Genomic DNA, 16234 nt, shown 5'->3' with positions numbered 1-16234 from the left:
AAGAATTGTCAGCACCCTCATGACACGATGACGGCGCTGTTCGGCGGGTGTGCAAGAATCGAATCCATGAGTCCGAAACGTTTGGAAGATATGTATGATGCAGTGATCGTCGGTGCCGGTGCGGCTGGTTTGTCGGCGGCATTGGGACTGCTTCGATCCCCCGAAATCGCCGAACTCAAGGAACAAGGCGTGGACCCGAAGATCCTTGTGGTCTCCAAACTACAGCCGCTGCGTTCGCACACCGGTTCGGCTGAAGGAGGCATTGCCGCAAGCCTGGGCAATGTGGAGTCCGATGACTGGCATTGGCATTACTACGACACCATCAAGGGCGGCGACTGGCTTGTTGATCAGGACGCGGCCAAGCTGCTCGCCGAGTATGCGCCGCAGACCGTAATCAATCTGGAGCGTCAGGGCGTGGCCTTCTCCCGTACCGAGGACGGGCATATCGCACAGCGCCGATTCGGCGGCCATACGCGCGAGTTCGGTGGAGCCCCGGTCAAGCGCGCCGCCTATGCGGCCGACCGTATCGGCCACCAGATTCTGCACGCCTTGTGGCAGCAGTGTGTGGCCGCCGGCGTTGAGTTTGCCGAAGAATGGTATGTGACCGATCTGGTGCTCGCCGATGATGGCAAGCAGACGTCCGGTATTGTGGCTTTTGATACGCATACGGGCAAGATTCAGGCCATTCACGCGCGCAATGTGCTGCTGGCCACCGGAGGCGCGGGCCGACTGTTCCACACCACGTCGAACTCTTGGGACTTGACCGGCGACGGCATGGCGCTGACCCTAGCTGCCGGCCTGCAGCTTGAAGACATCGAATTCGTGCAGTTCCACCCCACCGGTCTCGCGCACACCGGCATCCTGCTTTCCGAAGCGGCACGCGCCGAGGGCGGCATCCTGCGCAATGCCGACGGCGAGCCGTTCATGGAACGTTATGCTCCAGAGCATAAGGATCTGGCCGCGCGCGACGTGGTCTCCCGCTCCATCATGGCGGAGATCGACGCCGGCCGCGGCGTTGCCGACCCGAAGGATCCGGATGGTCCGAAGGACTGCGTCTGGCTGGATATGACCGGCATCGACCCTGAACGTATGAAGGAAGTGCTGCCGCAGGTGGTCGAAACCATCGAACAGTACGCGAACCTCGATCCGGCCAAGGACCTGGTGCCCATCAAGCCCACCGCGCACTATACGATGGGCGGCATCCCCATCACCACCAATGGCGAGGTGTACCGTTGGACGGACGATGCCGTGCAAATCGTCGATGGCTTGTTCGCCGCTGGCGAATGCTCCTGCGTTTCCGTACACGGCGCGAATCGCTTGGGCGGCAATTCGCTGCTTGACGCATGTCTGTTCGGCACGCGCGCCGGCCAAACCATGGCCACGCGTATCGCCGAGAATCCGGTCGACTCCCCCATGGCCGATGATTCGGCCGATGACATGTTGACGACGGCCGCCGATCATGCCGCCGAATCCCGTAAGTCCGAACTTGACGAGCTGCTCGCCGGCCAAGCCGATGATGTCGATGAGGGTTCCACGGCCAATCCTTATCAGCTCATGGCCCAACTTGGATCAGTGATGGAACAGGCTCTGGCTGTACGCTGCACCGCTCAGACCATCGATACGGCTCTGGCCCAGCTCAACAGCGACATCAAGCCGGTTTCCGATATCTTACGGGCACATGACAAAACTGCCGCCTTCAACCAAGAGGTCACCGCCATCTGGGAGGTCCGGCATTTGATTGAGCTGGCCGAGGCCATGTTGCACGCTTCCGAGTCTCGTCAGGAATCTCGTGGGTCCCTGCAGCGTCTTGATTTCCCCGAACGCGATGATGAGCATTTCCTCGCTCACTCGTTGGTCGCCGATGCCGGCCCGGTGAGCTTCAAGCCGGTGCATATCACCGACTACCCGCCCAAGAAGCGTGAATACTAAGCCGCCCAGGGCTTGTGACACAATAGATTGTCGAATAATCGGACTGATATCCACGGTTTCTGGAGGCAGAACATGGTTGAGGCGAACAACACAACGGTTACCCTGCAGGTGCATCGTTTCACGCCGCGCCCCGAGCGCGCCGAACGTGCACGCGGCGGCAGCCCGTTCGCCAAGAAAAGCTCCCCGTTCGGTGGCGGCTCGGATTCAGCGGCACGCCGCCGCCCGCGTGGCAAGCAGTGGGTGCAGGAATACACCATTCCCGCGCGTCCATCGGACACCGTGCTCGACTGTCTGCTGACCATTAAACGCACCATCGACCCGACGCTGGCCTTCCGCTATTCATGCGGTCACGGCATGTGCGGCTCTGATGCCGCAGCCATCAACGGCACACCCACTCTGCTGTGTACGGCCACCGTCCGCGACTGGGCCAAGCAGCCTAGTACAGCTCCGGAAGTCGATGATGAGGGATTCCGACGCACCGGCGACGAAACCGCTAACGAAACCGACGTTCCCGCCGAAAACGTCGAAAACAACATCCCTGAAGGTTCTCTGGGTGTTATCGAACTGGCTTCCTTGCCTGGATTCCCGCCGCAACGTGATCTCATCGCCGACATCGACCCGATGCTCAACCAGATTCGTAAACTCACCCCGTATCTTCAGGCTGATGGTGTGCTTGCCACCACCGCCGAAGGCAAAGTGGACGTTTTCGAATACCTGCAGAACCCCGAGCAGCTCGCCAAGTATGAGACGCTGAGCAATTGCATCGCCTGCGGTGTGTGCGAGGGGGCCTGCCCGGTATACGCCGGCGGCGATGCATTCGTTGGCCCGGCCGCATTGATCTGGGCTTCCCGCTTCATCAACGATTCACGTGATACCAAGGCCATGGATCGCATGGATGCCATTGATACCGCTGACGGTGTGGCCGGATGCCAATCGGTGCGTGCCTGCTCCCGCCACTGCCCGCGCGGTATCGATGTGGGCGAGGAAATGTGGCAGATCGTGGCCAAAGTCCGCGAGCGCTGAATCATTGCCGGGTAGATACCGGAAAGTCATAGTCTGAGAGAACGAATATCGAAGGAACGGTTATGGACAGAACACAGTACACGAATCTCGCCAAGGCATGGGAATTCACCGAAGAACATGCTCGCGAACTTGAACCGTCCACACTGGCTGATGCCCGTACCGCCGCCGACGAATCCGGACAACTGCAAGGTCCAGCCGCACAAGCCCGACTCCTGGGCCTGCTGGTCCGTTTGACCGGAGCCTCCTCGGTAATCGCCGTGGGCACCGGCTCCTTGGTGGAGACTCTGCAACTCGCCTATGCCTTGGACAACAAGGGACAGTTGACCGCCGTCGATTCCACCGCACAGGGCATCACACTGATTCGCAAGGCGTTTGCCGAACTGCAGGACGAGACCGCTACCACGCTTCGTGCGGTGAATGCCCCGGCCAGTGTGTTTCTGCCCAGGCTCAATGCCAATGATTACGATTTGATTGTGGTGGCCGGCGATGCGGAGAATTATGCCGCCACATTCGCCCAGGCGTCCCGCCTGCTACGTGATCATGGTGCCATCGTATTCACGGACGCATTGGCTTTGGATACGGAGCAGGGCGGTGTGATCAACCCGGCCGACCGCAGCGGCAAGGCCACGGCCATGCGCGAGCTCATCACTACCGTCGAGCAGGATGAGGAATTTGAATCCACACTTACTCCGGATGGTACCGGACTGCTCATCGCATACAAGAAGTAATATTTCTTGGCTTCCCTTGACGGAGGGGAGCCAAATGCCCTCAGACAACCATACTCGTGGCCACGTCCACGGCTTCGTCGGCATCGTCAGTCACGGTAACCAGCTTGGGATCTATCTTCGAAATCATGCCACGCTCGGCGACCGGCCCATCCAACCAGTCGAATAGCCCCTGCCAATAATCCTTACCGTACAACACCACCGGAATGTTCGCCACCTTGTGGGTCTGAACCAGGGTCAACAGCTCGAACATCTCATCCAACGTGCCGAACCCTCCCGGGCAGACGATCACACCGGAGGAATACTTGACGAACATCGTCTTCCTGACAAAGAAGTACCGGAAGCTCATGCCAAGGTTCACCCACTGGTTCAGCCCCTGTTCAAACGGAAGTTCGATGCCGAGCCCCACCGACTTGCCGCCCGCCAATGCCGCTCCCCTGTTCGCGGCTTCCATAATGCCCGGCCCGCCACCAGTGATGACGGCGATATTGCGCTTGGCGATCTGGCTGCCCATGCGACGAGCCGCCTTGTAGTCCGATTCGGTGCGTTGTGTGCGCGCGGAGCCGAAAATCGATACCGCAGGCCCCAGCTCGGCAAGCGCACCGAAGCCATCCACGAATTCGGATTGGATGCGCAGCACACGCCACGGATCCATATGCAGCCAATCGGTATCCCGATCCGGCTTGAGCAGGTTCGCGGTGGTGTTGTCCGAAGGAATCATCTGGCCGCGCAGAATCACTGGGCCTCGATGATAGGTGTCCCCCAGCGGCGCGGCGTCCTCCAAATCAACCGGATTCATCGGAATTTGTGCGACTTGAATGTTGGCTTGTTCTTCGGCAATTGTTCCGACGTTCGGATTCCCGTCAACACCGGTGTTTGTCGGCTGCTTTATACCGGATGCTTTTTTGCCATCGGCCTTTTGGGATTTTTTCTGCTTCTTCGCCATTTGGTACCTCCATGGGCTCTAGCAGTATCCTAGGCAGATTAACGACGGAAGTCGATTTCAACGCTTTCCGTGCCGTCCGCAAGGGTGATGGAATGCTCCGCCAGCTCGTCGGAATGCGTATTGACGTCGGACTCGGCGTCAGCCTCAGCAGCTGCAACGGCCACAGCCTGTTCAAATCGCTTGGATTGGCGGCTCAACAATACGCCGGAAATCGCGGCGGCGATCAGCGAGGCCACCAGCACACCGAATCGGGCTTCGGCGGACAGCTCCTGGTTCGTATAGGCCAGAGAGGCGATGAGGAACGACACCGTAAAACCGATTCCACAGGCGACGGCAGCGGGAATCATATCGCGAACGCGTAGCCCCTTGGCCATCTTGAGCCCTCCGACATGTGTGGCCAGCCAAGCGGTGACGATGATACCCAACGGCTTGCCGACCACCAGCGCCACAATCAGGGCGATGACCAGTGGCGAGAGCAGCAACAGCGGACTCATGGATTCAAAATGCACGCCGGTGGCGAACAAGGCGAAAATCGGCAAAGCCAGCAGAGCGGAAAACGGCTTGAGCTTGTCCGCATATCGTTCGGCGCGCGGTGAGTATTCACCGTGCATCACACGTGCCGGGGTCAGCAAACCAACCAATACACCGGCCAACGTGGGATGGATGCCGGCTTCAAACATCATGATCCAGGCAAGGATGCCGACCACGCCCACCGCGATCCATGGCACTTTCTTAAGACGAACCAGATGTGCCCATACCACGGCACACACGGCGATGCCAATGAACCAGTACCAAGCATTGACCGAGGAGAAGAACACCGCTATCAGGATGATGGCCAGCAAATCGTCGACCGTGGCCAAAGTCATCAGGAATGCGCGGATCGAACCGGGCAGCGCCTTGGCAAACAGTGCGAGCACCGCCAACGAGAACGCGATATCCGTGGCTGTGGGCACCGCCCAGCCGTGGGACATCTCGGCGAACGGGATGCTGCTGCCAGTGGTGGCCAGGATCAATGAGCCAGGCTCCCCCGGGCCGAACTGCGAAAACAGTGCAGTGGTGGCCAGAAACAGGATGGGCGGGGTGATCATGCCCCCAACGGCACACAGCATCGGCACAGCGGCCGCCTTGGGATTAGCGAGCGAGCCGGTGGTGAGCTCCTGCTTCAGTTCGAGGCCAACAGTCAGGAAGAAGATAGTGAGCAAACCGTCCTGAGCCCAATGGCCGATCGGCAGATCAAGATTGGTATGCGGAATGAACACATGCGTTTCCGCTACGGCCTCAAATGCATGCGCGGTGAGGGGAAGATTCGCCAGAACCAGACCGGCAAGGGCAAAACCGAGCATAATCAGTCCAGATATGCGATCAGAGGCGGCTATCCGCCTGATCATGGGCCAAATGCCCCGTTTTGCGCCGGTGGTTGTGGCCATCGCGTCTCCTCGCTCGATAATGAATGATCTGCTGCTATGGTACGGAATATCTCAGGACGTTCAGCCCGGGGCGTACCCCCTACTGACGGTCAGCCAAAGCGGTCTCGATGTTGGCAAGCACCTGTTCAAGCAGCCTGGTCGGACAGGCAAGGTTGACACGCTCGAAGAAGTTTCCGGATTCGCCGAACATCGAGCCTTCATCAAACCACACACGGGCCTCATTGCGCAGAAAATCGCAAAGTTCTTCAGGAGTATCGAAGCCCAGGCCTCGGCAATCGAGCCAAGCCAAGTAAGTGCCTTCCGGTTCAATCAGACGAATGCCGCTTACACGTGCAGTGAAGTCGCGGATGAGCCCGAGATTGCGTTCCAGCACTTCCATCAGTGCGTCCAGCCACGGTTCGGCATGGTCGTAGGCGGCTTGGCATGCGACCATACCGAAATGGTTGACGGTCAGGCCGCCGATATTATCCGCCGCCGCATCGTAACGACGCTTGAGATGCGGGTTCGAGATGATGGTGTTGGAGCACAACAGACCAGCCAGATTGAAGGTTTTGGTAGGCGCGGTGAATTCAAAGACGATATTCGCGTACTCAGCCCCCAACGTGGAGAACATGGTGACCTTATGTCCAGGATAGGAAAAGTCGGCGTGAATCTCGTCGCACAGCAGACGCACACGGCGTTTGATACAGATATCGCCAATGCGCCGCAGTTCTTCAGGCGTCCAGACACGGCCCACCGGGTTGTGCGGATTGCACAGAATCATGGCCGTGCAGCGAGGATCGGCGGCCTTGGATTCGAGATCATCAAAATCAATGCCATAGTGGCCGTTCTCGTCCAGTACCAGCTCGTTGTCGAGAATGGTCAAACCATTGTGCTCGGCGGCAAAGGTGAACGGGTAATAGACAGGCCGCTGGATAATGACCTTATCTCCCGGTCGGGTGACGGATCGCAGGGCCGTGTTGACGGCAGGCATCACGCCGTCGGACAGGCTCACCCATGAAGGGTCGATATGGAAATTATGACGATGCTCCATCCAATTGAGAAAAGCTGTGAAGTAGTCTTCAGTGGCGTAATCGTAACCGAATACGTCATGGGTGGCAGATTGGATGAGAGCCTCGACTATTTCAGGAGCCGGTTTGAATTCCATGTCTGCCACGGACAAGGGCACCACATCTTTGCCGTCCTCACCCATCTGTTCCACGACCTCATGCCATTTGGCGGACGAAGAGCCATGACGCTCAAGAATCGTATCGAAATCGTAAGGGGCATGCTGTGCCAGAATCACTGTTTCTCCTTCTTCACTACCGGCGAAAACAAACCTGACCCATCGTAAAGGAGGTATGTAACGAGAATTGGAAAAGCCTCGAAGGCATTTCGCTTCCGAGGCTTTATCGTGCGCCAGACAGGATTCGAACCTGCGACCTGCTGATCCGTAGTCAGCTGCTCTAATCCGCTGGGCTACTGGCGCATACCACCGTTGTCCCCGTGGTTCGGGAGTGCGCCAGACAGGATTCGAACCTGCGACCTGCTGATCCGTAGTCAGCTGCTCTAATCCGCTGGGCTACTGGCGCATATTGTCTTTCAGACAACTCAATACATATTACTCAAGGTTCGTGTTTGTGCAACCCATTGGTTACTCGGCGTGTCACAGGAACAGCGAGTCACAGTATCCGACAATCATGCTGTACGACGACGCTCCGCGGATTCCTGGATGACCGTTTCACGCAGCAGTTTCGGCGCACTGGTGCCTTCCACGGATGCCTTGTCGACAACCACCTGCTTGACATCCTCAAGACTGGGCAGCTGGAACATCGTGTCTTGCAGGGTGCGTTCGATAATCGAACGCAGACCTCGTGCGCCAATCCCCTGCTTGATAGCCGTATCGGCAATCGCTTGGACGGCCTGGTCGGTGAACTCCAGATCAACGCCGTCGACGGCAAACAGTTTGCGGTACTGCTTAATCAGCGCATTGGCCGGCTGCGTAAGAATCTCCGTCAAATCATCCACCGTCAGCTCCTTGAGCACGCTGGTGACCGGCAGTCGACCGATGAATTCAGGCAGCAGACCGAATTCGGCTAAATCATCGGCATTGACCTGCTTAAGCAGCTCCTCGTCTTTCAGGTCGGCGTCATGCCAATTGGCTCCAAAACCGGTTTCCCGGCGGCCCAGACGCTTGCGCACGATGTCCGTCAATCCTACGAATGCGCCGCCACAGATGAACAGGATGCCACGCGTATCCATCTGCACCGTGTCCTGCTCTTTGTGCTTGCGAGTGCCTTCCAGTGGCACGGAAGCAATAGTGCCTTCAAGGATTTTCAATAGTGCCTGCTGCACTCCCTCACCGGATACGTCACGGGTAATCGAGGTGTTCTCGCCGGATTTGCGGGCGATTTTATCGATTTCGTCAATATAGATAATGCCGTGCTGGGCTCGGCTGACATCGCCGTCCGCGGCCTGCAGCAGACGCTGGAGCACGGTCTCCACGTCATCGCCCACGTAGCCGGCTTCGGTGAGCGTGGTGGCATCGGTGATGACGAACGGCACGTTCATCACACGGGCCAGTGACTGGGCAAGATAGGTTTTGCCCACACCGGTGGGCCCCAGCAACAGAATGTTCGACTTGGCGACTTCCACATCCGATAGCGGATCATTAGCCCGCTGAGACTTGCGGGCTCGCCCGGCTGATTGGAGCGCGGCATTGCCGTTCGCGCCGTCAAGTTGTTCGGCGGATTCCTGCAACTCCATATTGACGCGCTTGTAATGGTTGTACACGGCCACGGAAAGCGCCCGTTTGGCTTCTTCCTGGCCGATGACATATCGATTGAGATAATCGAAAATCTGCGTTGGTTTGGGCAGGCTCAGCGAGTTGACTTCGGCGTCTTTGCTGCGCTCCTCGGAGATGATATCCACGCATAGGGCAATGCATTCGTCGCAGATGGAGGCATTGGGACCGGCCACCAGTTTGCGAACCTGACGCTCGGTTTTGCCGCAGAACGTGCAGCGGGGAATGTCCTCGTTGTAGCTCACCACACGCCCCATGAGATCTCCTTTGCCGATGAATGCCGCACTGCCTGCTGTGCTTGTCTGTATGTTTACACGACGCACACATTGCCGTCGCCTTTCAACACAATACCCCCGGTCAGACCGACCGAGGGTATTGCAATGCCTAGTGTCCGGACGAATATCACTATTCGTCCACATGTTTGAGACCGTTACTGGCGGTGAGCCAGCACTTCGTCCACGATGCCGTAATCCTTGGCTTCGTCGGCGGTCAGGAAGGTGTCCACCTCGATGTCGCGGCGAATCTTCTCCACGTCCTGACCGGTGTGCTTGGCGAGGGTTTCCTCCAGCCATTCGCGCATGCGGAGCATTTCCTTGGCCTGGATTTCAATCTCCGTGGCCTTGCCGAAGCCCTGGTCGATGGCCGGCTGGTGGATGAGCACACGGGCGTTCGGCAACATCAGACGCTTGCCCTTGGTGCCGGAAGCCAGCAGAATCGCCGCTGCGGAGGCGGCCTGACCGAGGCATACGGTCTGCACATCGGGCTTGATGTACTGCATGGTGTCGTAGATGGCGGTCATGGCCGTCATCGAACCGCCGGGCGAGTTGATGTACATCATCACATCGCGGTTTGGATCCTGGGATTCCAAGACCAGCAGCTGGGCCATCACATCGTCGGCGGAGGCGTCATCCACCTGCACGCCGAGGAAGATGATGCGATCCTCGAACAGGCGGGAGTAGGCGTCCTGGGTCTTCATGCCGTACGGGGTCTTCTCCACAAACTGCGGCATGATGTAGCGGTTAGTTGGGGACGCGGCCGGCATGAAGCCGGCTACACCCTGGCGGCCGGCCAGTCGGTCGGCGCGGGCGGCAAACTTCGCTTCTTCACTTGCCATAAGTCTCACTCCCCCTGCTGGTTGTTGCCGATGGTGTCCGGCGTGGTCACGAGCTTATCCACGAAGCCATAATCGAGGGCTTCCTGAGCGGTGAACCAGTGATCGTATTCGTTGTCGCGGTAGATTTCCTCGACGGTATGGCCGGTCTGTTCGGCGGTCAGCTCGCTCATGGTCTTCTTCATGTCCATGATGAGCTCGGCGTTGATGCGCACGTCGGTGGCGGTGCCGCCAATGCCGCCGGAGGGCTGGTGCATGAGCACACGGGCGTGCGAGGTCAGGTAACGCTTGCCCTTGGTGCCGGAACTCAGCAGGAACTGGCCCATGGAGGCGCACATGCCCAGACCCACGGTCGCCACGTCGGGCTCGATGAGCTGCATGGTGTCGTAGATGGCCATACCGGCGGTGATGGAGCCGCCCGGCGAATTGATGTACAGCCAGATATCCTTCTTCGGGTCTTCGGCGGCCAGCATCAGCAGCTGGGCGCAGATGCGGTTGGCCATATCGTCCTTGACCTCTTCACCCATCCAGATGATGCGGTCTTTGAGCAGACGGTTGAAAATCGGGTCGACGGGGCCGGCCGGGACGTCATCGCCCGCCATGACCGGCAAGGTCGCAAAGGCATTGCTCACCTTGATTCTCCTTCTAAATTACTCGAACATTGTTCAGACTACCGCCTTGAAGCGACTGAAGACGGCTTTTCACGCGCTTTTTGGCGGCCAGCGTAGGATATCTCTCCCTCCGTCTCGACTTCGTCGAGTCACCTCCCTCGTCAGAGGGAGGTTATTCGAGAGTATCGAGGACGTCGTCGATGAGCAGGCGAGTCTGGGCCGAATCGTCTTTGAGGCGGGGGAACCGGCGCATTGCATTGGCTGGACTCGCCCCGGCGGCACGGGCCACATTCGACTTGCTGGCACCGCGCGAGACGGCCTTTTCCGCGAGTCTGTCAACCAGTGAGTCCGCGACTTGTCTCATCTGTTCGGCCACCCACAACTGGGCCATGTCCGTAGGCAAATCATAGTCTTCGGCCACACCGCTGGCGGCCTCCTGGATGGCGGCCCACAACACCATAAACGGCTTGCGGTAATAGTCGATCTGCTCAGACAATGGCTCGGCAGCAAGCGATTCTAGCGCCGCACGAATCTCAGTGTTTTCAGACATAGCTTATTCTTTCCGCTCCCGCTGGCGGGAGCCAAAACAACTTCCTACTTACGACGGCTCAACATCCACTTCGACACCAGTGACGATGCGGCCACGGCCAACCCGACCAGCATGAAGAACGCACTGGGCGCTTCGGTCAGTTCCATCACCAAACACATGGCCATCAACGGCGCTTGCTGCGATGCCGAAAGCAATGCGGCGGCACCAATCAGCGCACAAGCAGTCACCGAGTCAGCCGGGAACAACAGTATCCAAATGAGACCCAGCATTGCACCCAGCGTGGATCCCAACGCGATGCCCGGCTGCAATACGCCGCCTGAGGCACCCGAACGAATGGTCATTAGCGTAACCAGCGCTTTGGCAACAAACGTCAGCGCAAGCACACCCAGCAGCATGGCGATATTCGATTGAGACAACTGGAAACCGGCATTAACCGCCGTAGAAGCCGAACCGGAAACGTTGCCGCCGCCCGCCAACAGATTCCAAGGCGAGGCCGCCGCCGAAGAAGCCGATTGCGATGCGCCGGCAGCGGCAGAGCCCTCCGGCACGAATGTACTGAAACCAAGCTGCGCCGCAGCGCGCCCGTTGCCCATCACCTGCGGAACAACAATCGCCGCCAATCCAGTCACCAGACCAGCCAATGGCATCTGCCACAAAATATGCTTGTCATGCGATTGATGGGATTCCGCCCATTGCGAGCCTTTGCGAAACCATGCGCCAGCCACACCGCACGCTGCGCCGCACAGCACCGCAAACAGCATCAGGGTAGGCGTGGATTGCGGTTGCATGGCGGTGATGTCATAGAACGTGTGATGGCCCTTAATCGACGCCGCCACGAACGCGGCAATCGCGGACATGCCCAAACCGAAAGCGACCTTCTCAAGGGTCACGTCCACCAGCAGAATCTCCACGGAGAAGAACATGCCGGCAAGAGGGGCATTGTAGACGCCGCCCAAGCCGGCACCTGCCGCCACTGCTACCACCATACGGCGGTCAATGCCGTCGGCCCCTTCGATATGGAACAGGTCGCAGAAACGTTGCGCCAACATGGCGCCGAGTTCACGAGGAGCGACTTCTCGTCCAATGGACGCGCCCGAACCGACGATACCGATCTGCAGCACCACATGCACCAAGGTCTGCCATACAGGCATCCGCTCCCCCGCCACGGCTTTTTTGACCGAGGGCACCTTGGTGGTCTTGTTGCGCAGAAAATACCAGATAATGCCGGCTAGGGTGAGACCGATGGTCACCGAAATCGCACGGCGTATAGCGGGCACACCGAATGGACCGGGCAATTCCGAACCCTCGACATAGCCGAGCATCACGTGCTCGACGCCGTAGAGCAGCAGCGTCAGCAGACCTGCGCCCGCGCCGATGATCACGCCAAGGATGATGGTTGTCGCTGCAAGCCAGCCAAGACGTTTGGCGGTAACTACTGGTTGCATGTCGACCTCCGCACTTTATGCAACGAGTATGCCCTTGGGAACTCCCCTCAGTCTCGCTACGCTCGACAGCTCCCTCAAGGAGGGGAGCCAATGGAACAATACTTCTTTAAGAATAGAAAGAGCCCGGAACCATGAAACACGGTTCCGGGCTTAACAGTTACGCTAACGCAAGCAAGCTAGGCTCACTCAGCGTCCTTGTCCTTGGAGGACAGCTCGTCAGCCACGGCAGCGGCGGCGGAAGCGGCCTCGACGGATTCGGACTCCTCTTCCTCAGCGGCTTCACCGAGGAAGTTGGAGAGGTCGACAGCCTCGCCATCGGCGGTGAACTTGACGGCGCGCATGCCGGCGAGCAGGCCCTTGGAACGTCCGACTTCCTGCACGGCGGAGCCGAGCTGGCCGTTCTTGATGATGGCCTGAATGAAGTTGTTCGGATCCATGCCGTACTGCTGGGCGATGGAAGCGAGGAAGTTGAACACGTCGGACTGGGAGACCTGGACGTCCAGCTTCTCAGCCAGAGCGTCGAGCACCATCTGGTCGCGCAGTTCCTTCTCGACGGTTTCCTCAGCCTGAGCCTTCTGCTCCTTGGTGGCCTTCTCCGGATCCGGGGTCATGCCCTTGAGCTGCTCGGCGACCATGTTGGCCTTGACGCCCTTCGGCACCGGAATCTCGAGGCCTTCCTGCAGCTTGGCGATGAAGGCATCGCGAGCCTCGGTGGCCTGACGGCCTTCGGCGTCCTGAGCGGCGGCCTTGCGGATATCGGCCTTGAGCTCGTCCAGGGTGTCGAACTCGGAAGCTTCGGAAGCGAACTCGTCGTCCAGCTCCGGCAGCTCCTCAGCCTTAACGGAGTTGACCTTGACCTTCACAGTGGCCTTCTGACCTTCGTGGTCGCCAGCTTCCAACGTGCCTTCGAAGGTGGTCTCCTCGCCGGCGGACAGGCCATCAAGAGCCTCATCCAGACCGTCGAGCATGGTGTTGGAGCCGAGCTCGTAGCTCACGCCTTCCTGGGAGTCAACGGTCTCGCCGTCGATCTCGGCAGTCAGGTCGATGTTGGCAAAGTCACCCTTGGTGGCCGGGCGATCCACGCCGACCAGAGTGCCGAAGCGCTGGCGCAGCGCCTCAAGGCGCTTGTCGACGTCCTCATCCTTGACTTCCGGCTTGGCGATGGCGATCTCGAGGCCATCGATTTCCGGCAGCTCGATGTCGGGGCGACGCTCGACGGTGGCGGTGAACTTCAGCTTGGTGTCGTCGTTGGCGGCCTGCGGCACGTCCTGCACGTCGAACTCCGGCTGAGCCATCGGGCGAATCTTCTTCTCGTCCAGAGCCTTGGAGTACAGCTCCGGCACGGCGTCGTTCACGGCCTCGCCGGCGACGGCAGCGAAACCGATACGCTGATCGATGATCTTGCCGGGAACGTGGCCCTTACGGAAGCCGGGGACGTTCACCTGCTTGGCGATTTCCTTGCGGGCCGCATCCAGGTACGGGTTGAGCTCTTCCGGTTCAACAGTGACGGTGAGCTTCACCTTGGTGGGCTCGAGGTTACGAACGCTGATCTTCACGCTAATGACTCCTCAAAAGTCGTATTTTCTTACAGTTCTGCCGTAAGGCAACCTCTACATAATAACGCCACTTACGGACGGTGCAATGAGTTTCACCTGCCAGTTTCTTGCGCCCTGCGCGATCAGGAACTCCTCGACGTCCACTTCGGCCGGATTCTCCACCCAGCATAGGTTGCGCAGAATCTGCGGCTTGATAATCATCTCGGCCGGCGTACGCGTATCTTCGGCTATCGAAGTGATCACGCGGCGGACCCTTTGCAGTCGGTCATATCGGTCGGGGTGCCTTTGCTGCCAGAGTCGCATCGAACGCGGTGCATTCACTATGCCGTTCTCGTCCGGCGCGGGTGCCGGCATACTCGGCCATTGGGAGGGGTGCAGCGCCATGGCCCGATCAATGGCCTCTTTCCAAACCTTGGGTTTGACGGCACGCTGGATTGGGGCATAACGTTCAAACATCTTGTCTTGCTCGGTGCCGGTGCGAATGCGCACACGCTCATTGAGCGAGCGCAGAGCCCGAAACTGGGCGGCATTATGCGGCTTGCGCGTCGCAGCCTCGATAATCGAGGAATCAGACAACAGCAGGCTGGGGGCAATGTCATGCTGCCGGGCCAGTTTGTCCCGCTCCTGCCACAGAGACTTGGCGATGGCCAATCCCTGCGGATCACGGCTCAGCTGGGTGATGCGGGAAATGCGCAGCCACGGAACCGGATGGGGTTTGCGAGGGGCGAGTCCTTCGGACAGTGCATGGGTAAATTCCTCTTCAGCCCACTCGTCCTTGCCGGCGGCTCTCAGATCACGGCGCATCAGGTTTTCGAGCTCGATCAGCACTTCCACGTCAAGCGCCGCATAGTTGCGCCAGTCTCGTGGCAGCGGGCGGTAGGACCAGTCAGCCGCAGAATGTTCCTTGGCCAAAGTGATGCCAAGATAATGTTCGGTGACGGCGGCTAATCCGAATCGATGCAAACCGAGCAGACGCGCGGCGATCTCCGTGTCGAACAGCGCCTTCGGCTGAAGTCCCAGATCAGCGAATCCCGGCAAATCCATCAGAGAATCATGCAAAATCCAAGTGGCATCGCCCACGGCATCATTGAATTCATTCCAGTCGGCACCAGATTGGGTCAAGGCGATGGGGTCGAGTAATGCGATGCCCGCACCTTCTCGTTTGCATTGAATCAGCCAATCCTCGTGGCCATAACGGAATCCAGATGCGCGTTCGGCATCGGCGGCCAAGGAGCCAGAAGCATCAGCCAACGCTTCGCAGACGTGATGATAGCCTTCAATCGTCGAGGTAACATCCGGCACTCCCCCGCGCGGCTCTTTCAGTAACCGTGGTTCGGTGTCATGGATGTCACTCAACTGGCATCATCCTCCTCACGACGGGTAGTTGATCTGATGAATGCGGCCCACGAGTTCACTTGTGCGCCGGCGTCCATAGTACCGTCTGGCCCGGTCCCGTCAAGTGGCGTCCATGAGACACGTATCTCGCAACCGGCGCTGGTGCTGCCGGCCATCAGGCCGAATGTGGTGTTCTGGGTGACGGTGACCGTTCCGGAAATCGAGTCCGGTTCGACTTCGCCAAGATAATCGCACATATCTTCCCAATACATGCCCGGGGCGAGGGAGTCGTTTTCGGAAGGTTCCAGCGGCAGGCGCGCGAACGCCACGCATCGCCAATTGGAATTCCAATCAGGGCGCAGCTCGTACGAATACAACGTCATTACCCATCCGGTGGCAACATGCGGCTCGGAAACACTGTCGACGGCAAAGGGATGGCTATCCATCCGCTTGCCTGCTTCAAGTTCCACGCCGATGCCATAGTCGGCAAGGGTGGAGGGAACGGGAATCTCCCGATAGCGCACGTCATACAGGCGCTTCATGGCGCTCACGGATTCAACGGCCGCCCATACATCATCCGGTACGCCCTGCGGGCGTTCGGGGTGCCCCTCATTGGGCGCACCCGTAGGGAATGCGTAAATATCGGCCATATCTCTAGGGTATGGGCGATTTGGCGCAATCGCGGTATAACGCGCGGCGTGGCGCGAGTTTTAGCCACTTTTAAGGGGAATTTTATGTCCCCTAAGTCGGCTCCGTTCGACAGCTCTCCTCAGAGAGGGGAGCCAGAGAGATAT

General features: G+C 59.0%; 14 protein-coding genes and 2 tRNA genes. 3 read left to right on the top strand and 13 right to left on the bottom strand.

Translation table 11 applies throughout. The features are described 5' to 3' along the window. Positions 1 to 66 precede the first annotated feature (66 nt). The 3 genes from NBH12_RS08415 (at position 67) to NBH12_RS08405 (ending at position 3680) form a co-directional block, all read left to right on the top strand. Positions 67 to 1929: an FAD-dependent oxidoreductase gene (locus tag NBH12_RS08415; protein WP_065453817.1), complete on the top strand. Its 1863-nt coding sequence runs from the start codon at positions 67 to 69 to the stop codon at positions 1927 to 1929. 72 nt (positions 1930 to 2001) lie between these two features. Further along, a complete protein-coding gene (locus tag NBH12_RS08410) occupies positions 2002 to 2952 on the top strand; it encodes a succinate dehydrogenase/fumarate reductase iron-sulfur subunit (RefSeq protein ID WP_250819360.1) in 951 nt (316 codons plus the stop codon). Positions 2953 to 3014: 62 nt separating this feature from the next. Continuing rightward, on the top strand, positions 3015 to 3680 hold the full coding sequence (locus NBH12_RS08405; protein WP_003829041.1) for an O-methyltransferase: 666 nt from the start codon (positions 3015 to 3017) through the stop codon (positions 3678 to 3680). 40 nt (positions 3681 to 3720) lie between these two features. Here NBH12_RS08405 and NBH12_RS08400 read toward each other — a convergent pair whose 3' ends face one another. From NBH12_RS08400 to NBH12_RS08340, 13 genes are all read right to left on the bottom strand, one after another. After that, complete coding sequence (locus tag NBH12_RS08400; protein WP_370622707.1) at positions 3721 to 4476, bottom strand: LOG family protein; 756 nt, start codon at positions 4474 to 4476, stop codon at positions 3721 to 3723. Positions 4477 to 4661: 185 nt separating this feature from the next. Continuing rightward, positions 4662 to 6050: a Na+/H+ antiporter NhaA gene (locus tag NBH12_RS08395; protein ID WP_014483861.1), complete on the bottom strand. Its 1389-nt coding sequence runs from the start codon at positions 6048 to 6050 to the stop codon at positions 4662 to 4664. A 79-nt stretch (positions 6051 to 6129) separates the two neighbouring features. Beyond that, on the bottom strand, positions 6130 to 7335 hold the full coding sequence (locus tag NBH12_RS08390) for a MalY/PatB family protein (protein WP_052828822.1): 1206 nt from the start codon (positions 7333 to 7335) through the stop codon (positions 6130 to 6132). A gap of 109 nt (positions 7336 to 7444) precedes the next feature. Then, a tRNA-Arg gene (locus tag NBH12_RS08385) sits at positions 7445 to 7518 on the bottom strand. Between the two features lie 29 nt (positions 7519 to 7547). Continuing rightward, positions 7548 to 7621 (bottom strand) — tRNA-Arg (locus NBH12_RS08380). Between the two features lie 106 nt (positions 7622 to 7727). Continuing rightward, entirely contained in the window at positions 7728 to 9089 is a 1362-nt protein-coding gene (clpX, locus tag NBH12_RS08375; protein WP_052822413.1) for an ATP-dependent Clp protease ATP-binding subunit ClpX, read from the bottom strand. A 173-nt stretch (positions 9090 to 9262) separates the two neighbouring features. Further along, positions 9263 to 9946: an ATP-dependent Clp protease proteolytic subunit gene (locus tag NBH12_RS08370; RefSeq protein ID WP_052828821.1), complete on the bottom strand. Its 684-nt coding sequence runs from the start codon at positions 9944 to 9946 to the stop codon at positions 9263 to 9265. Positions 9947 to 9951: 5 nt separating this feature from the next. Further along, a complete protein-coding gene (locus NBH12_RS08365) occupies positions 9952 to 10575 on the bottom strand; it encodes an ATP-dependent Clp protease proteolytic subunit (protein WP_003833421.1) in 624 nt (207 codons plus the stop codon). Between the two features lie 151 nt (positions 10576 to 10726). Then, positions 10727 to 11104 (bottom strand): hypothetical protein, encoded by a 378-nt coding sequence (locus NBH12_RS08360; RefSeq protein WP_003833424.1) that lies wholly within the window; start codon positions 11102 to 11104, stop codon positions 10727 to 10729. Between the two features lie 44 nt (positions 11105 to 11148). Further along, positions 11149 to 12549, bottom strand: coding sequence for a chloride channel protein (locus NBH12_RS08355; RefSeq protein ID WP_052828820.1), 1401 nt, complete (start codon positions 12547 to 12549; stop codon positions 11149 to 11151). A gap of 182 nt (positions 12550 to 12731) precedes the next feature. Next, entirely contained in the window at positions 12732 to 14105 is a 1374-nt protein-coding gene (gene tig / locus NBH12_RS08350; RefSeq protein ID WP_003829027.1) for a trigger factor, read from the bottom strand. A gap of 54 nt (positions 14106 to 14159) precedes the next feature. After that, positions 14160 to 15461, bottom strand: a complete 1302-nt coding sequence (locus NBH12_RS08345; protein WP_015438688.1) for an HRDC domain-containing protein — start codon at positions 15459 to 15461, stop codon at positions 14160 to 14162. Next, positions 15458 to 16090, bottom strand: coding sequence for a DUF3000 family protein (locus tag NBH12_RS08340; protein ID WP_050824853.1), 633 nt, complete (start codon positions 16088 to 16090; stop codon positions 15458 to 15460). Before NBH12_RS08340 ends, NBH12_RS08345 begins: the two co-directional genes overlap by 4 nt. Positions 16091 to 16234: the final 144 nt, after the last annotated feature.

It is taken from the genome of Bifidobacterium sp. M3-N-101 (assembly GCF_023656805.1).
In the GTDB taxonomy this organism is placed as follows: domain Bacteria; phylum Actinomycetota; class Actinomycetes; order Actinomycetales; family Bifidobacteriaceae; genus Bifidobacterium; species Bifidobacterium breve.
The sequence above is the reverse complement of the archived record's forward strand: the minus strand, read 5'-3'. Positions and strand labels throughout refer to the sequence as shown.

What these genes read in the sequence shown, in the direction of transcription:
- NBH12_RS08415 (WP_065453817.1), top strand. Translation starts at nt 67, where the DNA reads ATGAGTCCGAAACGTTTGGAAGATATGTATGATGCAGTGATCGTCGGT.
- NBH12_RS08410 (WP_250819360.1), top strand. Translation starts at nt 2,002, where the DNA reads ATGGTTGAGGCGAACAACACAACGGTTACCCTGCAGGTGCATCGTTTC.
- NBH12_RS08405 (WP_003829041.1), top strand. Translation starts at nt 3,015, where the DNA reads ATGGACAGAACACAGTACACGAATCTCGCCAAGGCATGGGAATTCACC.
- NBH12_RS08400 (WP_370622707.1), bottom strand. Translation starts at nt 4,476, where the DNA reads ATGAATCCGGTTGATTTGGAGGACGCCGCGCCGCTGGGGGACACCTAT.
- NBH12_RS08395 (WP_014483861.1), bottom strand. Translation starts at nt 6,050, where the DNA reads ATGGCCACAACCACCGGCGCAAAACGGGGCATTTGGCCCATGATCAGG.
- clpX (WP_052822413.1), bottom strand. Translation starts at nt 9,089, where the DNA reads ATGGGGCGTGTGGTGAGCTACAACGAGGACATTCCCCGCTGCACGTTC.
- NBH12_RS08370 (WP_052828821.1), bottom strand. Translation starts at nt 9,946, where the DNA reads ATGGCAAGTGAAGAAGCGAAGTTTGCCGCCCGCGCCGACCGACTGGCC.
- NBH12_RS08360 (WP_003833424.1), bottom strand. Translation starts at nt 11,104, where the DNA reads ATGTCTGAAAACACTGAGATTCGTGCGGCGCTAGAATCGCTTGCTGCC.
- NBH12_RS08355 (WP_052828820.1), bottom strand. Translation starts at nt 12,549, where the DNA reads ATGCAACCAGTAGTTACCGCCAAACGTCTTGGCTGGCTTGCAGCGACA.
- NBH12_RS08340 (WP_050824853.1), bottom strand. Translation starts at nt 16,090, where the DNA reads ATGGCCGATATTTACGCATTCCCTACGGGTGCGCCCAATGAGGGGCAC.